Source organism: Actinomycetospora corticicola (genome assembly GCF_013409505.1).
Lineage (GTDB): Bacteria > Actinomycetota > Actinomycetes > Mycobacteriales > Pseudonocardiaceae > Actinomycetospora > Actinomycetospora corticicola.
Window position 1 is genome coordinate 1,971,298 of the sequence record NZ_JACCBN010000001.1, and the last position, 15,077, is coordinate 1,986,374.

General features: G+C 73.9%; 16 protein-coding genes. 2 read left to right on the forward strand and 14 right to left on the reverse strand.

Annotated features, from left to right (window positions below; genetic code table 11):
- Positions 1-31: 31 nt before the first annotated feature.
- The 5 genes from BJ983_RS09365 to uvrA form a co-directional block, all read right to left on the reverse strand.
- A complete protein-coding gene (locus tag BJ983_RS09365; RefSeq protein ID WP_179797574.1) occupies positions 32-880 on the reverse strand; it encodes a TrmH family RNA methyltransferase in 849 nt (282 codons plus the stop codon).
- Positions 877-1,278 carry a 50S ribosomal protein L20 gene (gene rplT, locus BJ983_RS09370; protein ID WP_179793555.1) on the reverse strand — a complete coding sequence of 134 codons (402 nt, stop codon included), beginning with the start codon at positions 1,276-1,278 and terminating at the stop codon, positions 877-879. Before rplT ends, BJ983_RS09365 begins: the two co-directional genes overlap by 4 nt.
- A 72-nt stretch (positions 1,279-1,350) precedes the next feature.
- Entirely contained in the window at positions 1,351-1,542 is a 192-nt protein-coding gene (rpmI, locus tag BJ983_RS09375) for a 50S ribosomal protein L35 (RefSeq protein WP_179793556.1), read from the reverse strand.
- A gap of 114 nt (positions 1,543-1,656) precedes the next feature.
- A complete protein-coding gene (gene infC, locus BJ983_RS09380) occupies positions 1,657-2,244 on the reverse strand; it encodes a translation initiation factor IF-3 (protein WP_179797576.1) in 588 nt (195 codons plus the stop codon).
- A gap of 342 nt (positions 2,245-2,586) precedes the next feature.
- Positions 2,587-5,484, reverse strand: a complete 2,898-nt coding sequence (gene uvrA / locus BJ983_RS09385) for an excinuclease ABC subunit UvrA (protein ID WP_179793557.1) — start codon at positions 5,482-5,484, stop codon at positions 2,587-2,589.
- Positions 5,485-5,800: 316 nt separating this feature from the next.
- On the opposite strand from uvrA, the gene BJ983_RS09390 reads away from it, so the two are divergent.
- Positions 5,801-6,478 (forward strand): MBL fold metallo-hydrolase, encoded by a 678-nt coding sequence (locus tag BJ983_RS09390; RefSeq protein WP_179793558.1) that lies wholly within the window; start codon positions 5,801-5,803, stop codon positions 6,476-6,478.
- A 25-nt stretch (positions 6,479-6,503) separates the two neighbouring features.
- Here the strand turns inward: BJ983_RS09390 and BJ983_RS09395 are convergent, their stop codons facing one another.
- Positions 6,504-7,769: an EAL domain-containing protein gene (locus BJ983_RS09395; RefSeq protein ID WP_179793559.1), complete on the reverse strand. Its 1,266-nt coding sequence runs from the start codon at positions 7,767-7,769 to the stop codon at positions 6,504-6,506.
- 67 nt (positions 7,770-7,836) lie between these two features.
- Complete coding sequence (locus tag BJ983_RS09400) at positions 7,837-9,174, reverse strand: EAL domain-containing protein (RefSeq protein ID WP_179793560.1); 1,338 nt, start codon at positions 9,172-9,174, stop codon at positions 7,837-7,839.
- A 150-nt stretch (positions 9,175-9,324) separates the two neighbouring features.
- Between BJ983_RS09400 and BJ983_RS09405 the strand changes: the two genes are divergently transcribed.
- Complete coding sequence (locus BJ983_RS09405) at positions 9,325-9,774, forward strand: RNA-binding S4 domain-containing protein (RefSeq protein WP_179793561.1); 450 nt, start codon at positions 9,325-9,327, stop codon at positions 9,772-9,774.
- 4 nt (positions 9,775-9,778) lie between these two features.
- Here BJ983_RS09405 and BJ983_RS30675 read toward each other — a convergent pair whose 3' ends face one another.
- The 7 genes from BJ983_RS30675 to nadC all read right to left on the reverse strand — a co-directional run bounded on the left by BJ983_RS30675 (position 9,779) and on the right by nadC (position 15,030).
- A complete protein-coding gene (locus tag BJ983_RS30675; protein ID WP_246325559.1) occupies positions 9,779-10,969 on the reverse strand; it encodes a GH12 family glycosyl hydrolase domain-containing protein in 1,191 nt (396 codons plus the stop codon).
- A 125-nt stretch (positions 10,970-11,094) separates the two neighbouring features.
- Positions 11,095-12,042, reverse strand: coding sequence for a GH12 family glycosyl hydrolase domain-containing protein (locus BJ983_RS09415; RefSeq protein ID WP_179793562.1), 948 nt, complete (start codon positions 12,040-12,042; stop codon positions 11,095-11,097).
- 10 nt (positions 12,043-12,052) lie between these two features.
- The gene (locus BJ983_RS09420; RefSeq protein WP_179793563.1) at positions 12,053-13,156 is read right to left on the reverse strand and encodes an FAD-dependent oxidoreductase; all 1,104 of its coding nucleotides are present in this window, start codon (positions 13,154-13,156) and stop codon (positions 12,053-12,055) included.
- Positions 13,153-13,542: a type II toxin-antitoxin system VapC family toxin gene (locus tag BJ983_RS09425; protein ID WP_179793564.1), complete on the reverse strand. Its 390-nt coding sequence runs from the start codon at positions 13,540-13,542 to the stop codon at positions 13,153-13,155. Before BJ983_RS09425 ends, BJ983_RS09420 begins: the two co-directional genes overlap by 4 nt.
- A complete protein-coding gene (locus BJ983_RS09430; RefSeq protein WP_179793565.1) occupies positions 13,539-13,823 on the reverse strand; it encodes an AbrB/MazE/SpoVT family DNA-binding domain-containing protein in 285 nt (94 codons plus the stop codon). The genes BJ983_RS09425 and BJ983_RS09430 overlap by 4 nt, the downstream gene beginning before the upstream one ends.
- Entirely contained in the window at positions 13,724-14,161 is a 438-nt protein-coding gene (locus BJ983_RS32695; RefSeq protein ID WP_218890185.1) for an NUDIX domain-containing protein, read from the reverse strand. Before BJ983_RS32695 ends, BJ983_RS09430 begins: the two co-directional genes overlap by 100 nt.
- On the reverse strand, positions 14,158-15,030 hold the full coding sequence (gene nadC, locus BJ983_RS09440; protein ID WP_179793566.1) for a carboxylating nicotinate-nucleotide diphosphorylase: 873 nt from the start codon (positions 15,028-15,030) through the stop codon (positions 14,158-14,160). Before nadC ends, BJ983_RS32695 begins: the two co-directional genes overlap by 4 nt.
- Positions 15,031-15,077 lie beyond the last annotated feature (47 nt).

The window sequence follows — 15,077 nt, forward strand, 5'->3', positions numbered from 1 at the left end:
TGCTCTCGGGGTGGCTCGGTGGGGGTCGAGTCTATCGAGGGCCCTCGACCGGGGTCGCAGCCTGCGTCTCCCGGGCCCACGCCGACTGGGCCCGCACCGAGGCGTACAGGCAGACCGCGGCCGCCGTCGCGAGGTTCAGGCTCTCGGCGCGGCCGCGGATCGGCACGCGGACCCGGTGGTCGGCCTGCGCCGCGACCTCGGCGGGGACCCCGTGGGCCTCGCTGCCGAGGATCCACGCCGTCGGGGCGGCGAGGAGGTCGTCGGTGCCGGGCCCCAGCACGGTCTCCCCACCGCCGTCGGCGACGACGAGGCCGAGCCCGGCGGCGCGGAGGCGGGAGAACCCGGCGTCGGGATCGCGTTCGCGGAGGACCGGGAGGTGGAAGAGGCTGCCCATGCTCGCGCGGACGCACTTCGGGTTGTACGGGTCGACGGAGTCGCCCAGGAGGAGGACCGCGTCGGCGCCGGCGGCGTCGGCCGTGCGGATGACCGTGCCGGCGTTGCCCGGGTCGGCGACGTCCACCAGGACCGCGACGAGACGCGGCGCCGGGGGCAGCTCGGCGTCGGGCTGGCGGCACACGAGCACGAGGCCCTGCGGGTGCACCGTGTCGGTGAGGCCGGCGATCGCCTTCTCCGTGACGAGCGCGGTGCGGACCCCGGCCTCGCGGGCCCGGATCAACAGGTCGCGCTCGCGGTCGGCGACCGGCTCGGTGACGAAGAGGTCGGTCACGGCGCCCGGGTCGGTCTCCGCCCGGGTCACCGCGTCGTGCGCCGGCCGGACCCCCTCGAGGAGGAAGCGGCCGGTGTCCTCGCGCGCCGCGCGCCGCAGCAGCTTGCGGGCTGCCGCGACGCGCGGGGTGCGCTCGGTGAGGAGCTCGCTCAGGCGGCGGCCTCGTCCGAGGTCGACTCCGCGCCCTTGGGCACGTCGGCGACGGCGGCCTTGGCGGTCTCGACCAGCGACGCGAACGCGGCCGGGTCGGAGACGGCGATCTCGGCGAGGACCTTGCGGTCCGCCTCGATGCCGGCGAGCTTGAGGCCCTGCATGAACCGGTTGTAGGTCATGTCGTTGGCCCGGGCCGCCGCGTTGATGCGGGTGATCCAGAGCTGCCGGAAGTCGCCCTTGCGCTGCTTGCGGTCGCGGTAGGCGTAGGTCAGCGAGTGGAGCTGCTGCTCCTTGGCCTTGCGGTAGAGCCGGGAGCGCTGCCCGCGGTAGCCGCTGGCGTCCGCGAGAACGGTACGGCGCTTCTTCTGGGCGTTGACTGCGCGCTTGACGCGTGCCACGTCGTCCTGCCTTCGATCGGGTCGGGGACGGTCACCGGGGCGTCACGGCGACCGGGTGGTCAGAGGGGTTGCTCAGATACCGAGCATCTTGCGGATGCGGCGGTCGTCGGACTTGGCGACCTCCGTCTGACCCGAGAGCCGACGGGTGTGCTCGCTGGACTTCTTCTCCAGCAGGTGGCGCTTGCCGGCCTTCTCGCGCAGCAGCTTGCCGGAGCCCGACACCTTGATGCGCTTCTTGGTCCCGGAGTGGGTCTTGTTCTTCATCCGTCCTCGTCCTGGTCGTCCTGCCGTCCCGGTGTCGTCGTCCGACCCGGGCGGGGGCGGCTCCTGCGCCCGCGGTGCGGGCCGTACCGGACGGTACGGCCCGCCTCCGCGACGTCAGGAGGTCGGCGTGGGCTCCGCGGCGGCCTCGTTCTCCGCCTGGGCCGCAGCCTGCTGCTTCGGCGTCTTCGCGATCTTCTTGTTCGGCGCGAGCACCATGGTCATGTTGCGGCCGTCCTGCTTCGGTGAAGCCTCGACGAAGGCGAGGTCACCGACGTCCTCGGCGAGCCGCTGGAGCAGCCGGAAGCCCAGCTCGGGCCGGGACTGCTCGCGACCACGGAACATGATCGTGACCTTGACCTTGTGACCCTGACCGAGGAAGCGGGTGACGTGACCCTTCTTCGTCTCGTAGTCGTGCGGGTCGATCTTCGGCCGGAGCTTCTGCTCCTTGATCACGGTCTGCTGCTGGTTGCGACGCGACTCGCGGGCCTTCTGCGCGCTCTCGTACTTGAACTTTCCGAAGTCCATGAGCTTGCAGACCGGCGGGCGCGCCTGGGCCGCGACCTCGACGAGGTCGAGGTCGGCCTCCCGGGCCAGCCGCAGGGCGTCCTCGATGCGGACGATCCCCACCTGCTCGCCGTTCGGACCGACCAGACGGACCTCCGGCACGCGGATGCGCTCGTTGATGCGCGTCTCTGCGCTGATGAGTTCTCCTCGGGTTCGACAGTGTTACGGCCGCAACCCGGCGAGAGGTGTCCTTGTTCCCCCACGACGTCGGGCCCCGCGCCGTCGTGCTCGTGGCGGGGGCCCTGACTCGTACCGATCGGACTCGTCCCCGGGATCTCTCCCGGCGACGGGTCTTGTTTCGGCCGTCCCTCGCGGAACGGCTGAGACCGGGACCCGGCCACCGGGGGCGGCGCGGGTGGGAGACGGGCTCCACTTGCCGCTCGGCGGGCACGGCTGTGCTCGTCGAGCTGGTCGCTTGACGAAGACTCTACCACCGGCCGCGTGTCGGGCTCCCACGGCGTGGCGGAGGGGGTGGCGGGGTCAGCCCGCCTTGGCGCGCGTGCGCTTGGCCGGGGCGTGCTCCGGGGTGACCAGCTCGGCGAGGAACTGGCCTGTGTAGCTCTCGGGCACCGCCGCGATCTGCTCGGGCGTGCCCTCGGCGACGACCGTGCCGCCGCCGTTGCCACCCTCGGGGCCCATGTCGACGACCCAGTCGGACACCTTGATGACGTCGAGGTTGTGCTCGATCACCAGCACGGTGTTGCCCTTGTCGACCAGCCCGTTGATGACGCCGAGCAGCTTGCGGATGTCCTCGAAGTGCAGGCCGGTGGTCGGCTCGTCGAGGATGTAGATCGTCCGGCCCATCGAGCGCTTCTGGAGCTCGGAGGCCAGCTTCACGCGCTGGGCCTCCCCACCGGAGAGCGTCGGCGCCGGCTGCCCGAGCCGGACGTAGCCGAGCCCGACCTCGGTGAGCGTCTTCAGGTGCCGGTGGATCGCGGTGATCGGCTCGAAGAACTCCGCGGCCTCCTCGATCGGCATGTCGAGGACCTCGGCGACCGTCTTGCCCTTGTAGTGCACCTCGAGCGTCTCGCGGTTGTACCGGGCGCCCTTGCACACCTCGCACGGCACGTACACGTCCGGCAGGAAGTTCATCTCGATCTTGATCGTGCCGTCGCCCGCGCACGCCTCGCAGCGTCCGCCCTTGACGTTGAACGAGAACCGGCCGGGGCCGTACCCGCGCACCTTCGCCTCGTTCGTCGAGGCGAACAGCTTGCGCATGTGGTCCCACACGCCGGTGTAGGTCGCCGGGTTGGACCGCGGGGTGCGGCCGATCGGCGACTGGTCGACGCGGACGAGCTTGTCGAGGTGCTCGAGACCGGTCACGCGCGTGTGCCGGCCGGGCACCTGCCGGGCGCCGTTCAGCTTGTTCGCCAGCACGGTGGCCAGGATGTCGTTGACCAGCGTCGACTTCCCCGACCCCGACACCCCCGTGATCGACACGAGGCAACCGAGCGGGAACGAGACGTCGACGTCGTGCAGGTTGTGCTCGCGGGCCCCGACCACCGCGATCTGGCGCTTGCGGTCCCGCGGCCGGCGGATGTCGGGCACCGGGATCGAGCGGCGCCCGGACAGGTAGTCACCCGTCATCGAGCCGGTGTTGGCCAGCAGCTCCTGCACCGACCCGGAGTGCACCACCTGGCCGCCGTGCTCCCCCGCGCCCGGGCCGATGTCGACCACCCAGTCGCTGGCCCGCACCGTGTCCTCGTCGTGCTCGACGACGATGAGGGTGTTGCCGAGGTCGCGCAGTCGCGTGAGCGTGTCGATCAGCCGGCGGTTGTCGCGCTGGTGCAGCCCGATCGACGGCTCGTCGAGCACGTAGAGCACGCCGACCAGACCCGACCCGATCTGCGTGGCCAGGCGGATGCGCTGCGCCTCACCGCCGGAGAGCGTGCCGGCCGCGCGGGACAGCGAGAGGTAGTCCAGCCCGACGTCGAGCAGGAAGCCCAGCCGCGCACCGATCTCCTTGAGCACGGCGCCGGCGATCACCTGCTCGCGCGGGCCGAGGACGAGCCCGTTCATGAAGGACGCCGCATCCGCCACCGAGAGCGCACACACCTCGGCGATCGACATGTCGCCGAGGCTCTCGTGGCGCAACGTCACGGCGAGGATCTCGGGCTTGAGCCGCGTGCCGGTGCACGTGGGGCACGGGACCTCACGCATGTAGCCCTCGTAGCGCTCGCGGGCGCTGTCGGACTCCGCCTGGTCGAGCCGCCGCTCGAGGAACGGCACCACGCCCTCGAAGGCGGCGTAGTACGAGCGCTCGCGCCCGTAGCGGTTGCGGTACCGGACGTGCACCTGGTCGTTCGACCCGTGCAGCACCGCCTTCTTCACGGCCGCCGGCAGCTTGCGCCACGGCGTGTCCATGCGGAAGCCGACGGACTCGGAGAGCGCCGTGAGCAGGCGCTGGAAGTAGTCGGCGGTCTGGCCCATGTTCCAGGGCGCGATGGCGCCGTCGGCCAGGGAGAGCTCGTCGTCGGGGACGAGGAGCTCCGGGTCGACCTCCATCTTCGTGCCGAGGCCGCTGCAGGCCGGGCACGCGCCGTAGGGCGAGTTGAAGGAGAAGGCGCGCGGCTCGAGGTCGTCCACCGCGAGCTGGTGGCCGTTCGGGCAGGCCATCTTCTCGGAGAAGCGGCGCTCGCGCTCCGGGTCGTCCTCGTCGAGGTCGACGAACTCGAGCACGAGGATGCCCTCGGCGAGCCGCAGGGCGGTCTCCACCGAGTCGGTCAGGCGCTGCTTGGCACTGGCCTTGACCGAGAGCCGGTCGACCACCACCGCGATGTCGTGCTTCTCCTGCTTCTTCAACGTCGGCGGCTCGGCCAGCGGGTAGACGGTGCCGTCGACCAGCACGCGCGAGTAGCCCTGCCCCTGCAGCTGCGCGAACAGGTCGACGTACTCCCCCTTGCGCCCGCGGATCACCGGCGCGAGGACCTGGAACCGGCGCCCGGACTCCATCGCGAGCACCTGGTCGACGATCTGCTGCGGGGTCTGCTTGGAGATGACCTCGCCGCAGGTGGGGCAGTGCGGCGTGCCCGCGCGGGCGTAGAGCAGGCGCAGGTAGTCGTACACCTCGGTGATCGTGCCGACGGTCGACCGCGGGTTGCGGCTGGTGGACTTCTGGTCGATCGACACCGCGGGCGAGAGCCCCTCGATGAAGTCGACGTCGGGCTTGTCCATCTGCCCGAGGAACTGGCGCGCGTAGGCCGAGAGCGACTCGACGTAGCGCCGCTGGCCCTCGGCGAAGATCGTGTCGAACGCGAGGCTCGACTTCCCGGAGCCGGAGAGCCCGGTGAACACGACGAGGCTGTCGCGCGGCAGGTCGATGTCGACGCCCGTGAGGTTGTGCTCACGGGCGCCCTTGACGACGAGGCGGTCGGCCACGGATCAGCTCCCCAGGCGGTTCGGACAGACTGGTGCTCGCCTGTCATACCCCCGGGCACCGACAACATCGTGCGGCCGCGACTCGGCGGGGGTTCTCCTCCACTGTAGGAGCCGTTGTCCACCTCGCCCGCCGGGCCCGGATCCGGGCGGTCAGCGGCCGCTCCACGACGGCGGGCGCGGACACACCCCGTCGCCGGGAGGGGCCACGTGCGGTGAACGGACGAGCGGGTACGCCTCCCGGGTGACCGGCGCGCAGGGGTCGCCGCCCGACCCGGGCGAGGCGTGACCGTCGGGGTGAGCGGGCAGACTGTCCGGCGTGGAGCTTCTCGACGAGTACACCGGCCACGTCGACCCGGAGGGCCCGGCCGCCCGGCGCGACCTCGACGCGGTGACGATCACCAAGGTCTCCGTCGGTCCGATGGACAACAACGCCTACCTGCTGGTCGACCGGGCCACCGGCTCGACGCTGCTCATCGACGCCGCGAACGAGGCCGAGCGGCTGCTCGACACGGTCGACACGGTCGCCGAGCGCGGGAACACGAAGACGATCATCACGACCCACCAGCACTGGGACCACGTCCAGGCGCTGGAGGCGATGACGCAGGCGCTCACGCCCGAGACCTACGCCCACGAGCTGGACGCCCCGGAGCTCCCGGTCACCCCCGACCACACCGTCGGCGACGACGACGAGGTCCGCTTCGGGGAGTCGTTCGTCGAGGTCATCCACCTCGACGGGCACACCCCGGGCTCCATCGCCCTGCTCTACCGCGACCCGAACGGCTCGGCGCACCTGTTCACCGGCGACTCGCTGTTCCCCGGCGGGCACGGCAAGACCGCGACGGTCGACCACCACAACGCGCTGATGAACGACCTCGAGCGCAGGGTGTTCGACCGCCTCGACGACGACACCTGGGTGTATCCCGGCCACGGGGACGACACGACGCTCGGCGCCGAGCGCCCGCAGCTGCCGGAGTGGCGCGAGCGCGGCTGGTAGGTCCTCCGGACGACGGGTCGGGCGCTCAGACGCCCGGCATCGTCGCGCCCGGGGCCGGCACCGTGCGACTCATCAGCGACCGGGCGAGCTCGAGCACGAGGTCCCGCTCGTAGACCACGGCGTACTGGTACTCGCCGCCGAGGAACTCGCGGGCGACGAGCGCCGCGGCCACGTGCGGACCGACGACGATGACGTCCCACTCGGCCCGCAGCGGGTCGCCCTCGCCGAGGTCGGCGCCGCGCACACCCGGCAGCGGCTCGGTCCCGGCGCCGAGCAGGGCGACGAGGCTGGTCTCGGCGGCCGCCCGCACGTAGCGGGCGGCGCGGGCCCCGTCCGGCACGCCGCGCGGTCCGACGGTGGCCAGGGTGACGGTCGGACCTTCGGCGGTCAGGGCGCGGCGCTCGAGCAGCTCGGCGGCGAGGGAGACCTCGGCGAGACCACCGTGGCGCATCGGCCGGCTGCGGGAGACCGTCGCGAAGGGGCTCCGGCGCGTGGGTCCCTCCGGCGCCCGGGCGAGCGGGACGCTCACCGGCGGGATGCGCCGCGGGTCCGGCCCGAGCAGGCCCGGCCGGCCGTAGTACCAGCCCTGGCCGAGGGTGGCGCCGAGCGCGCGGGCGGTGCGCTCGTGCTCGGCGGTCTCGATCCCCTCGGCGAGGACGATCGCGTCGTTCTGCTCCGCGTAGGCGAAGACCGCGGTGGCGATGCGGGCGGCGGCGTCGTCGTGCGGGTCCTGGATCAGCGCCTGGTCGAGCTTGACGACCTCCGGGCGCAGGAACGGCATCAGCGCCAGGGAGCTCGGGTGGCTCCCGACGTCGTCCAGCGCCACCGCGACCCCGACGTGGCGCAGCCGGGTGGCGAACCACTGGACCCGCGCCGGGTCGGCGGTGAGCGCGCGCTCGGTGAACTCCATGACGAGCCGGCCGCCGCGGGCCGCGAACTCCCGTGCCACCGCGGGCGGCGGGCCGATCGGGATCCCGTCGGGCTCCACGTTCAGGAACAGCGTGCTCGGCCCGTCGTCGCCGGCGGCCAGCGTGGCCTCGAGCGCGCGGATGCGGCAGAGCTCGTCGAGCTGGGCGAGCCGGTTCTCGCTGCGGGCCCGCTCGAAGAGCTGTTCGGGACGCTCGAGCGACCCGGCCGGGCCGCGGGTCAGGGCCTCGTGCGCGATGACCCCGCCGGTCGCGAGGTCGACGATCGGCTGGAACGCGGTGGTCAGGGCCTCCATGGCCCCGGTGAGCTCGTCCCCGGCCTCGACGGCGGCCCGGGCGCCACTGATGCGCCAGATGTCGGCCACGTCTCACCCCTCCGGGACCTCGTGCGTGCACTGCGTGCCCGGACCGTACCGCCATCCTCCGATGGAGCTAGGGACGCACCCCGGAACCGACCCGGACGGGCGAGGACGACGACCCTCCGGACGCATCTGCGGCCGGACGGGGGACGACGCGGGCCATCAGCGACCGGGCGACCTCGAGGACCAGCGCACGGTCGTGCGTGAGGACGTGGTCGAACTCCCGCGTCGGGTCGCCCGGGTCGGCGTCCGGCTCGAGGTCCTTGGCCACGAGGGCCGCCGCGAAGTGCGGTCCGACCACGACGACGTCCCACTCGCCGTGCACCGGGTCGTCGGGCAGCAGGTCGGCGCCGCGTACCGCGGGCTCCGGCTCGTCGCCGATCCCGCGGCCGAGCACGCCGACGAAGGCGGCGGTCCCGGCCAGGGTCCGGTAGCGCCGCCGGGACGCGGGGGTCAGGTTCACGGCGTCCTCGTACGCCGCCAGCACGACGGCGAGCTCGCCCTGGGCCGCGGCCTGCCGCTCGAGGTGGCGGCTCACCGCCACCAGCAGGGCCTTGGAGGCCCGGCGCGGAGTGCGCACGCGGGCCACCGTCGCGAACGGGCTCCGCGCCACCGCCTCGACGACCGGGCGGCGCAGGACCGGCGGGCAGAACGGCGCGGCCAGCCCGGCGAGGTGGTCCGCGGCCGCCGGCAGCCCGACGTGCCACCCCTGCACGAGCGTCGCCCCGAGCCCGCGGGCGGTCACGAGGTGCTCGGGGGTCTCGACCCCCTCGGCCAGGACCACCGCCTCGCTCTGCTCGGCGTAGGCGGCGACCGCCGACATGATCTCCGCGACCCGCCGCGGGTCCCGGCCCTGCACCAGCGAGAGGTCCAGCTTCACGATCTCGGGCCGGAGGAAGGGCATGAGGGCGAGGGACGCGGGAGCGGCGCCGACGTCGTCGAGGGCGATCCGCAGCCCGTGCGCCCGCGCCTGCTCGGCGAACGCGAGCAGGCGGGCGGGATCCGCCGCGAGGTCCCGCTCGGTCAGCTCCACGACGATGCGGACCCCGCGGGCGAGCAGGGCGGCGGTCGCGGGACCGGGGGTGAGGTCGACCGGCGCCGCCGGCGGCTCGATGTTGACGAACAGGCCCAGCGGCCCGGTGAGGCCCGCGTCCGCGGCCACCTCCACGGCGCGCGAGCGGCAGAGGTCGTCGAGTTCGGCGAGGCGGCCGCTGCGGCGGGCGGCGGCGAACATGCGGTCCGGGCGCTCGAGCGGCCCGCCGACGGGTCCGCGCGCCAGGGCCTCGACGCCCACGACCGTGCCGGTCGCGGCGTCGGCGATGGGCTGGAAGACCGGGACCACGGCGCGCTCGGCCAGCAGGTCGAGGAGGGCGGCCTCCTCGATCGAGGCCACCCCGCGGTCCTGCGGCACCCGCGCTCCCTCCCCCGGTGACACGAGTGGAACCGACCGTACGCGTGCTCGTCCGGAAGGGCGATCGGGAGCGACCCGTGGTCGCCGACCGTCGTCACGCGGCGGATACGCGCTCCCCGGGAGCGCGCCGTGCGCCAGAATGGGGGCGGTATGGACGGGACGACACGCGTGGACCGCTGGCTCTGGGCGGTGCGGCTGAGCAAGACGCGGGCGGACGCGGCGACCGCGTGCCGCGGCGGTCACGTGCGGGTCAACGACAAGCCCGCGAAGCCGTCGACGCCGGTGCGGGCCGGCGACACGGTGCGCACGCGGCTCTACGACATCCCGCGCATCGTCGAGGTCGGCACCGTCATCGAGAAGCGGGTCGGCGCCCCGGTGGCGGTCACCTGCTACGTCGACCACACGCCGCCTCCGCCGCCCAAGGAGACCGTGGTCCGGGTGGCGGCGCGCGAGCGCGGCGCCGGCCGCCCGACCAAGCGCGACCGACGCCGGATGGAGGCCTTCGCCCAGGCCTCGCTGCTGCACACGGTGGACCACGACCTCGAGCCCGACCCCGAGCCCGAGCCCGACGAGGACGTCGAGGACGGGCCCGGGGCCTGAGGTCCTACTGGCCGTTGCGGGTGACCGAGTAGGACGTCGTCTCCAGCCCGTCGCCCCCGATCCACGGCTCGAACCCGGCCTGCACGCTGGTGAGGTACCAGCCGTCCTTCGCCTGCCCGCGCTTCTGGGCGTCGGTGACGAAGCCGGTGATGTTCAGGTCCTTGACCTCGGTGGTCTGCTGCTGTCGGACGTAGGAGATGGTCGGCAGGTCCGCCTTGCCGAGCCACACGTCGTAGCCGACGCCGTCGAGGGTCGCGGTCCCGACCTTCTTGCCGATCGGCTGCACGCGGTCGGTGTGCTTGAGCCAGATCATCAGCTCCAGCCCCGTCGGGCGCCCGGTCTTGCGGGCGGTCGGGTCGAGCCAGATGTCGTAGGCGACGTTGTAGTCCCCGGAGGACGGCGTCTTCACCGACCAGGACGACCGCAGGTCACCCAGGTCGGAGATCGGCCGCGGGAACGGCGTGCCCTTGGTGCAGTTGCCGTAGTTGCAACCGAAGACGATGGACGGGTAGGACGCCGGGCCGCTGTTGTTGCGGTGCTTCGCCTCGACGCGGAAGGCCGCGCTCGCGCCCGTCGGGCCGGCCGACGGGCCGTCGTACGCGACGATGCACTGGGAGGTGCTCGCGCCCCAGAGCGAGTTCTGCACCTCGTAGCGTCCGCCCGCGACCGGGGTCGACCCGAACTTCTCGCAGACCTTCTTCTCCGCGCGACCTGCGGACGCGGTCGTGGCCTCGGGGGCGTCGGTCGTGGTCTCCGGGGCGTCCGTGCCCACGGTCTCCGGCGTCTCCGGCGCGTCGGTGGCCTCCGGGGCGTCGGTCGTCTCCGGCAGGTCCCCCGGGACGTCGCCGGTCTCCGGGAGGCCCGTGCTCTCCGTCGGGCTCGCGGGCGCCAGGGTGCTCGTCGACGGGGCGTCGGCACCCGGAGTCTCCGTGGTGGCCACCGCGACCGGCACCGGCACGGCGGTCGTCGCGGACGCCCCGTGCGGCACGCCGGTCAGCACCGCCAGCGCGACGAGGGCCAGTCCGCCGCCGACCATGCGCGCGGCGTCCGCGCGGAGACCGCCGCGCCGTTCGTGCCGGGGACCGGTCACCGTCCACGCCCCGGCCCGCCGCGCCGCACCGGACCGCCGGTGCCGCCCGACCCGCCGTCGGGACTCCTGCGGCGTCTCGCTCGCCGTCGATGACCGACCGTTCATCCGCGCCGTCCTCCCCGTTGGACCGTTCAGCGCGGAGAAACGTACGTTCGGCGCAGTCGGCTGCGCCAGGCGGCGTCAGCCGTTCGGGCGGACGGCGGAAGCCTTCACACCCACTCGGGTGACGTTCAGACCCCGTTGCGCGTGGCGTTGAAGGCGTCGGTGGACAGGCCGGAGCCACCCACCCACGGTTCGAAGCCCGCCTGGAGGTTCGTCAGGTACCAGGAGGGCTGCACGACGCCCTGCCGCTGGGCGTCGCGGACGAAGTCGGTGATCGGGAGGTCGAGCACCTGACGGACCGACTGCTGGCGGACGTAGGAGATGACCGGGACACCGTTGTTGTCGCCGGTGAACACGTCCCAGGCGGCGCCGCCGAGGTTGACGGAGCCGCGCTTCGAGCCGATCGGGTCGATCCCGCCGGCACGGACGGTCCAGATCATCAGCTCGGCGCCGGTGTTGTCGCCGTCGCGGCGCGGGGTCGGGTCGAGCCAGATGTCGTAGGAGGCGTTGTAGCGGCCCGAGTCCGGCACGGTCACCGCCCAGCTGGACCGGACGTCGCCGAGGTCGGACAGCGGCCGCGGGAACGGCGTGCCCCGGGTGCACGTGCCGTGGTTGCAGCCCCAGACGATGCTCGGGTAGGCGGCCGGGCCCGAGTCCTTGTCGTGGTTCGCCTGCACGGCGAACCCGGTGTCGAAGGCGGTGGTGCACTGCGGGGTCTCGGCGCCCCAGGCGTCGTTCTGCACCTCGAACCGGCCGCCCGCGACCGGCACGGAGCCGAACTTCTCGCACACTCGGGGGCCGGTCCGGTTGCCGATCGCCGAGAGCGGGGCGAGGAGCTTCGGGACGGCGGGGGCGACGGCCGCGGGGAGGCCGGGCAGCGGCGCCGGGAGCGGCTCGGCGCCCGCGAGGGGCTGCGACCCCGCGTCGGCGGTGCGGTCGACCGTGATCGGCGGGACCGTCTCCTGCGGTCCGCCGCATGCCGCCAGCAGGGCGAGGACCGCGGCGGCGACGACCACGAGGAGGCGTCGAGACCGGCCACGCAGCGCAGCGGAGCTGGCCCCTCGGGACTGACCCATACGGGGGAGGCTAGAGCAGCCGGTCCGGGTGGTACGCGGCGGGCTCGACGCCGCATCGCCGCAGGTCGTCGGGCACGGGACGCCCCAGCAGGACGGCCGCGGCGAGCGCCGCCGCCGCAGGTGCGGTCTCGATCCCGGAGCCACCCTGACCGGCCACGACGGCGAGCCCCGGGACCCGCTCCCCCACGACGAGCGTCCGGTCCGGGGCGAAGGTCCGCTGCCCGGCCCAGCTGGTCACCACCGACCGCAGACCGAGCGTGGTCACCGCGTCGACCCGCTCGAGGCCCAGCGCGACGTCGAGCTCGTCGGGCCGGGCGTCCCCGGGGTCCTGCGGGGTCTCCTCGGACGGGCTCACCAGCAGGTACCGCCCCTCCGGCTTGGCGTACCAGGCGTCGGCGGCGCTCACCGCGAACGGGTCGTCGGGCCGCACGTCCGCGCGGACGATCGCGATGGTGCGCCGGTAGGCCTGCAGGCCCAGCACCGGCGCGCCGGCGAGGGCCAGCAGCCGGTCGGTCCACGCCCCGGCGGCGAGGACGACGAGGTCGGTGTCGAGCCCGTCGTCGGGAAGGTCGAGGTGCCACCCGGTGGACGCCGGTGCCATCCCGACGACGGGTGCGCCCGTCCGGATCGTCCCTCCCGCGTGCCGGAAGCGACGGCGGTAGTGCTGGTGCAGGCCGATCGGGTCGGCGTCGTGGGCGTCGGCGACCCAGCCGGCGGCCCGGACCGCGTCGGACCGCAGCGCCGGCCAGCGGCGGACCGCCTCGGCGGGCGTGAGTTCCTCCACCGGGTCGAGCGGGAGGATCTCGTCGCGCAGCACGCGTTCCTCGTCGGCGGTCGTGGCGACGTGCAGCACGGGGCGGGGACGGAGGAAGGGATGGCCCGCCTCGTCGGCGAGCGCGTCGAAGCGGTCGCGGGAGGCGGCGACGAGCGCACGCATCGGCGTCGACCCGTGCCCGGGAATGTAGCTCGCCGCCGACCGGCCGGTGGTGTGCCGTGCGAGCTCGGACTCGGCCTCGAGCAGCACCGGGCGTTCGACGCCGGCCGCGGCGAGCTCCGCGGCCACGGACATCCCGCCGATCCCGCCGCCGACGACGACCGCCCCCGCCGTCGTCACGTCCCACCCCGGATGGTCACGACGTCGACCCCGAGGTCGAGCGCCGTCCACGAGCCGTCGGCCGTCACGGCCGGGAGACCGAGCCGGGCGGCGAGCGCCAGGCAGCACCGGTCCCCGAGGGACAGACCCGCCGAGCGCGTCGACGCCCCCAGCCGCGAGGCGACGAGGGCGTCCTCCAGCCCGACGGGCTCCACCGCCAGCCCGAGCGTTCGCAGCCGGCTGATCGTGCGGTCCGCGTCGACGCCGTACTGCGCGAGCTTCTGGTGCACCTCGGACACGTTGACGGCGGAGATCACCGCGGTCGGGAGGTGCGGCGCGACGACATCCGCGCCACGCTCGGCCCGGATCCAGGCCAGGACCGCCGACGCGTCGAGGACCGCCGTCATCGGGCGGCGTCGGCCGTCGCCTCGGCGCGCCGCTCGGCCAGGAGCTCATCGGCCACCGACCGGTCGGCGTCGCCCTGCCACGCGTCGGCGACGTCCCGTCGGATCCGCATCATCAGCTGCTCCGCCGACTCCAGCACCAGGCGCCCGTCCTCCACGTACACGAGGAGCCGGGCGCCCGGCGTCAGCCCGAGATCGCGCCGGAACTGCGCCGGGATGAGCACCCGGCCCTCGCGGCCGAGGACGACCTCGGAGGATTCCCGGCTGTCGGGAGCTTCTGACACGAACCCAGGATACCTGACAGGCCGACGGTCGAACTGTCAGAACTCGCCTCGGGGTGAGGCCCTCGCAGCCGCGACACAGGGCCGCCAGTCGACCGTGGACGGTAGTGCAGCCCGGTCTCCTCCTCGAGCTCGCGCAGCAGGCCCTCCTCGAGGGACTCCCCGAACTCGATCCCGCCCCCGGGCAGGTCGACGCCGTCGAGGTAGGGCAGCAGCAGGATCTCCGTGCCCCGCAGGACGATCGCGTAGGCGCTCGGGCGCCAGGTGAGCTCGTCGAGACGCGTCGCCCGGGGCACCCCCCGTTCGTCCGGGACGGTGATCACGGCCCGATCGTCGGTCACGTCCGCAGGTCCAGCCCCAGGTCCAGCGCCGGGGACGAGTGCGTGAGCCCGCCGACGGCGAGGAAGTCGACCCCGGCCGCCCCGTACGCCGCGGCGGTGTCGAGCGTCAGGCCACCCGACGCCTCGAGCCCGCACGACGGGGCCGCCGCGTCCCGCCGCCGGACCGCCTCGGCGCACTCGTCGGCGGTGAAGTTGTCCAGCAGGATCAGCTCCAGCCCGAGCCCGAGGGCCTCGTCGAGCTGGTCGAACGAGTCGACCTCGAGCTCGCAGGGCAGCTCCGGCGCGGCGGAGCGCGCGGCGTGGACCGCGGCGGTGACCGATCCGGCCGCCGCCACGTGGTTGTCCTTGATGAGCAGCGCGTCGCCGAGGGACATCCGGTGGTTGACCCCGCCCCCGCAGCGGACCGCGTACTTCTGCAGGGCCCGCAGCCCCGGCACGGTCTTGCGGGTGTCGCGGATCCGGGCGGGCGTGCCGGCGACGGCGTCCACCCAGGCGCTCGTGGCCGTCGCGACCCCGGAGAGCTGGCACAGCAGGTTGAGCGCGGTGCGCTCGGCGGTGAGCAGCGTGGTCAGCGGGGCCCGGACGGCGAGCGCGACCTCGCCCGCGGTGAGACGCGAGCCGTCGTCGCGGACGTCGAGGATCTCGAGGTCGGGCCCGCAGACCCGCTCGAGCACGCGCACGGCGACGCCGACGCCCGCGAGCGTCCCGGCGGGCCGGGTGCGGAACTCGCCCACCGCGACCGCACCGTCCGGCACGCACGCCGCCGTCGTGCGGTCGGGGCCGTCGCGCAGGTCCTCGTCGAGGGCCCGGTCGACGACGGCATCGATCTCGGCGGCGTCGAGTCCCTCGGGGAGCAGGACGGCGGTCATGCGGCACCTCCGGTGATCGTGAGGGGAGGATTCGAGCGCTCTTGTGG

Excerpts from the sequence above, each read along its gene's own strand:
- BJ983_RS09425 (WP_179793564.1), bottom strand. The coding sequence starts at position 13,542 with ATGACGGCGGTCCTCGACGCGTCGGCGGTCCTGGCCTGGATCCGGGCC.
- nadC (WP_179793566.1), bottom strand. The coding sequence starts at position 15,030 with ATGACCGCCGTCCTGCTCCCCGAGGGACTCGACGCCGCCGAGATCGAT.
- rpmI (WP_179793556.1), bottom strand. The coding sequence starts at position 1,542 with ATGAAGAACAAGACCCACTCCGGGACCAAGAAGCGCATCAAGGTGTCG.
- BJ983_RS30675 (WP_246325559.1), bottom strand. The coding sequence starts at position 10,969 with ATGAACGGTCGGTCATCGACGGCGAGCGAGACGCCGCAGGAGTCCCGA.
- BJ983_RS09405 (WP_179793561.1), top strand. The coding sequence starts at position 9,325 with ATGGACGGGACGACACGCGTGGACCGCTGGCTCTGGGCGGTGCGGCTG.
- BJ983_RS09415 (WP_179793562.1), bottom strand. The coding sequence starts at position 12,042 with ATGGGTCAGTCCCGAGGGGCCAGCTCCGCTGCGCTGCGTGGCCGGTCT.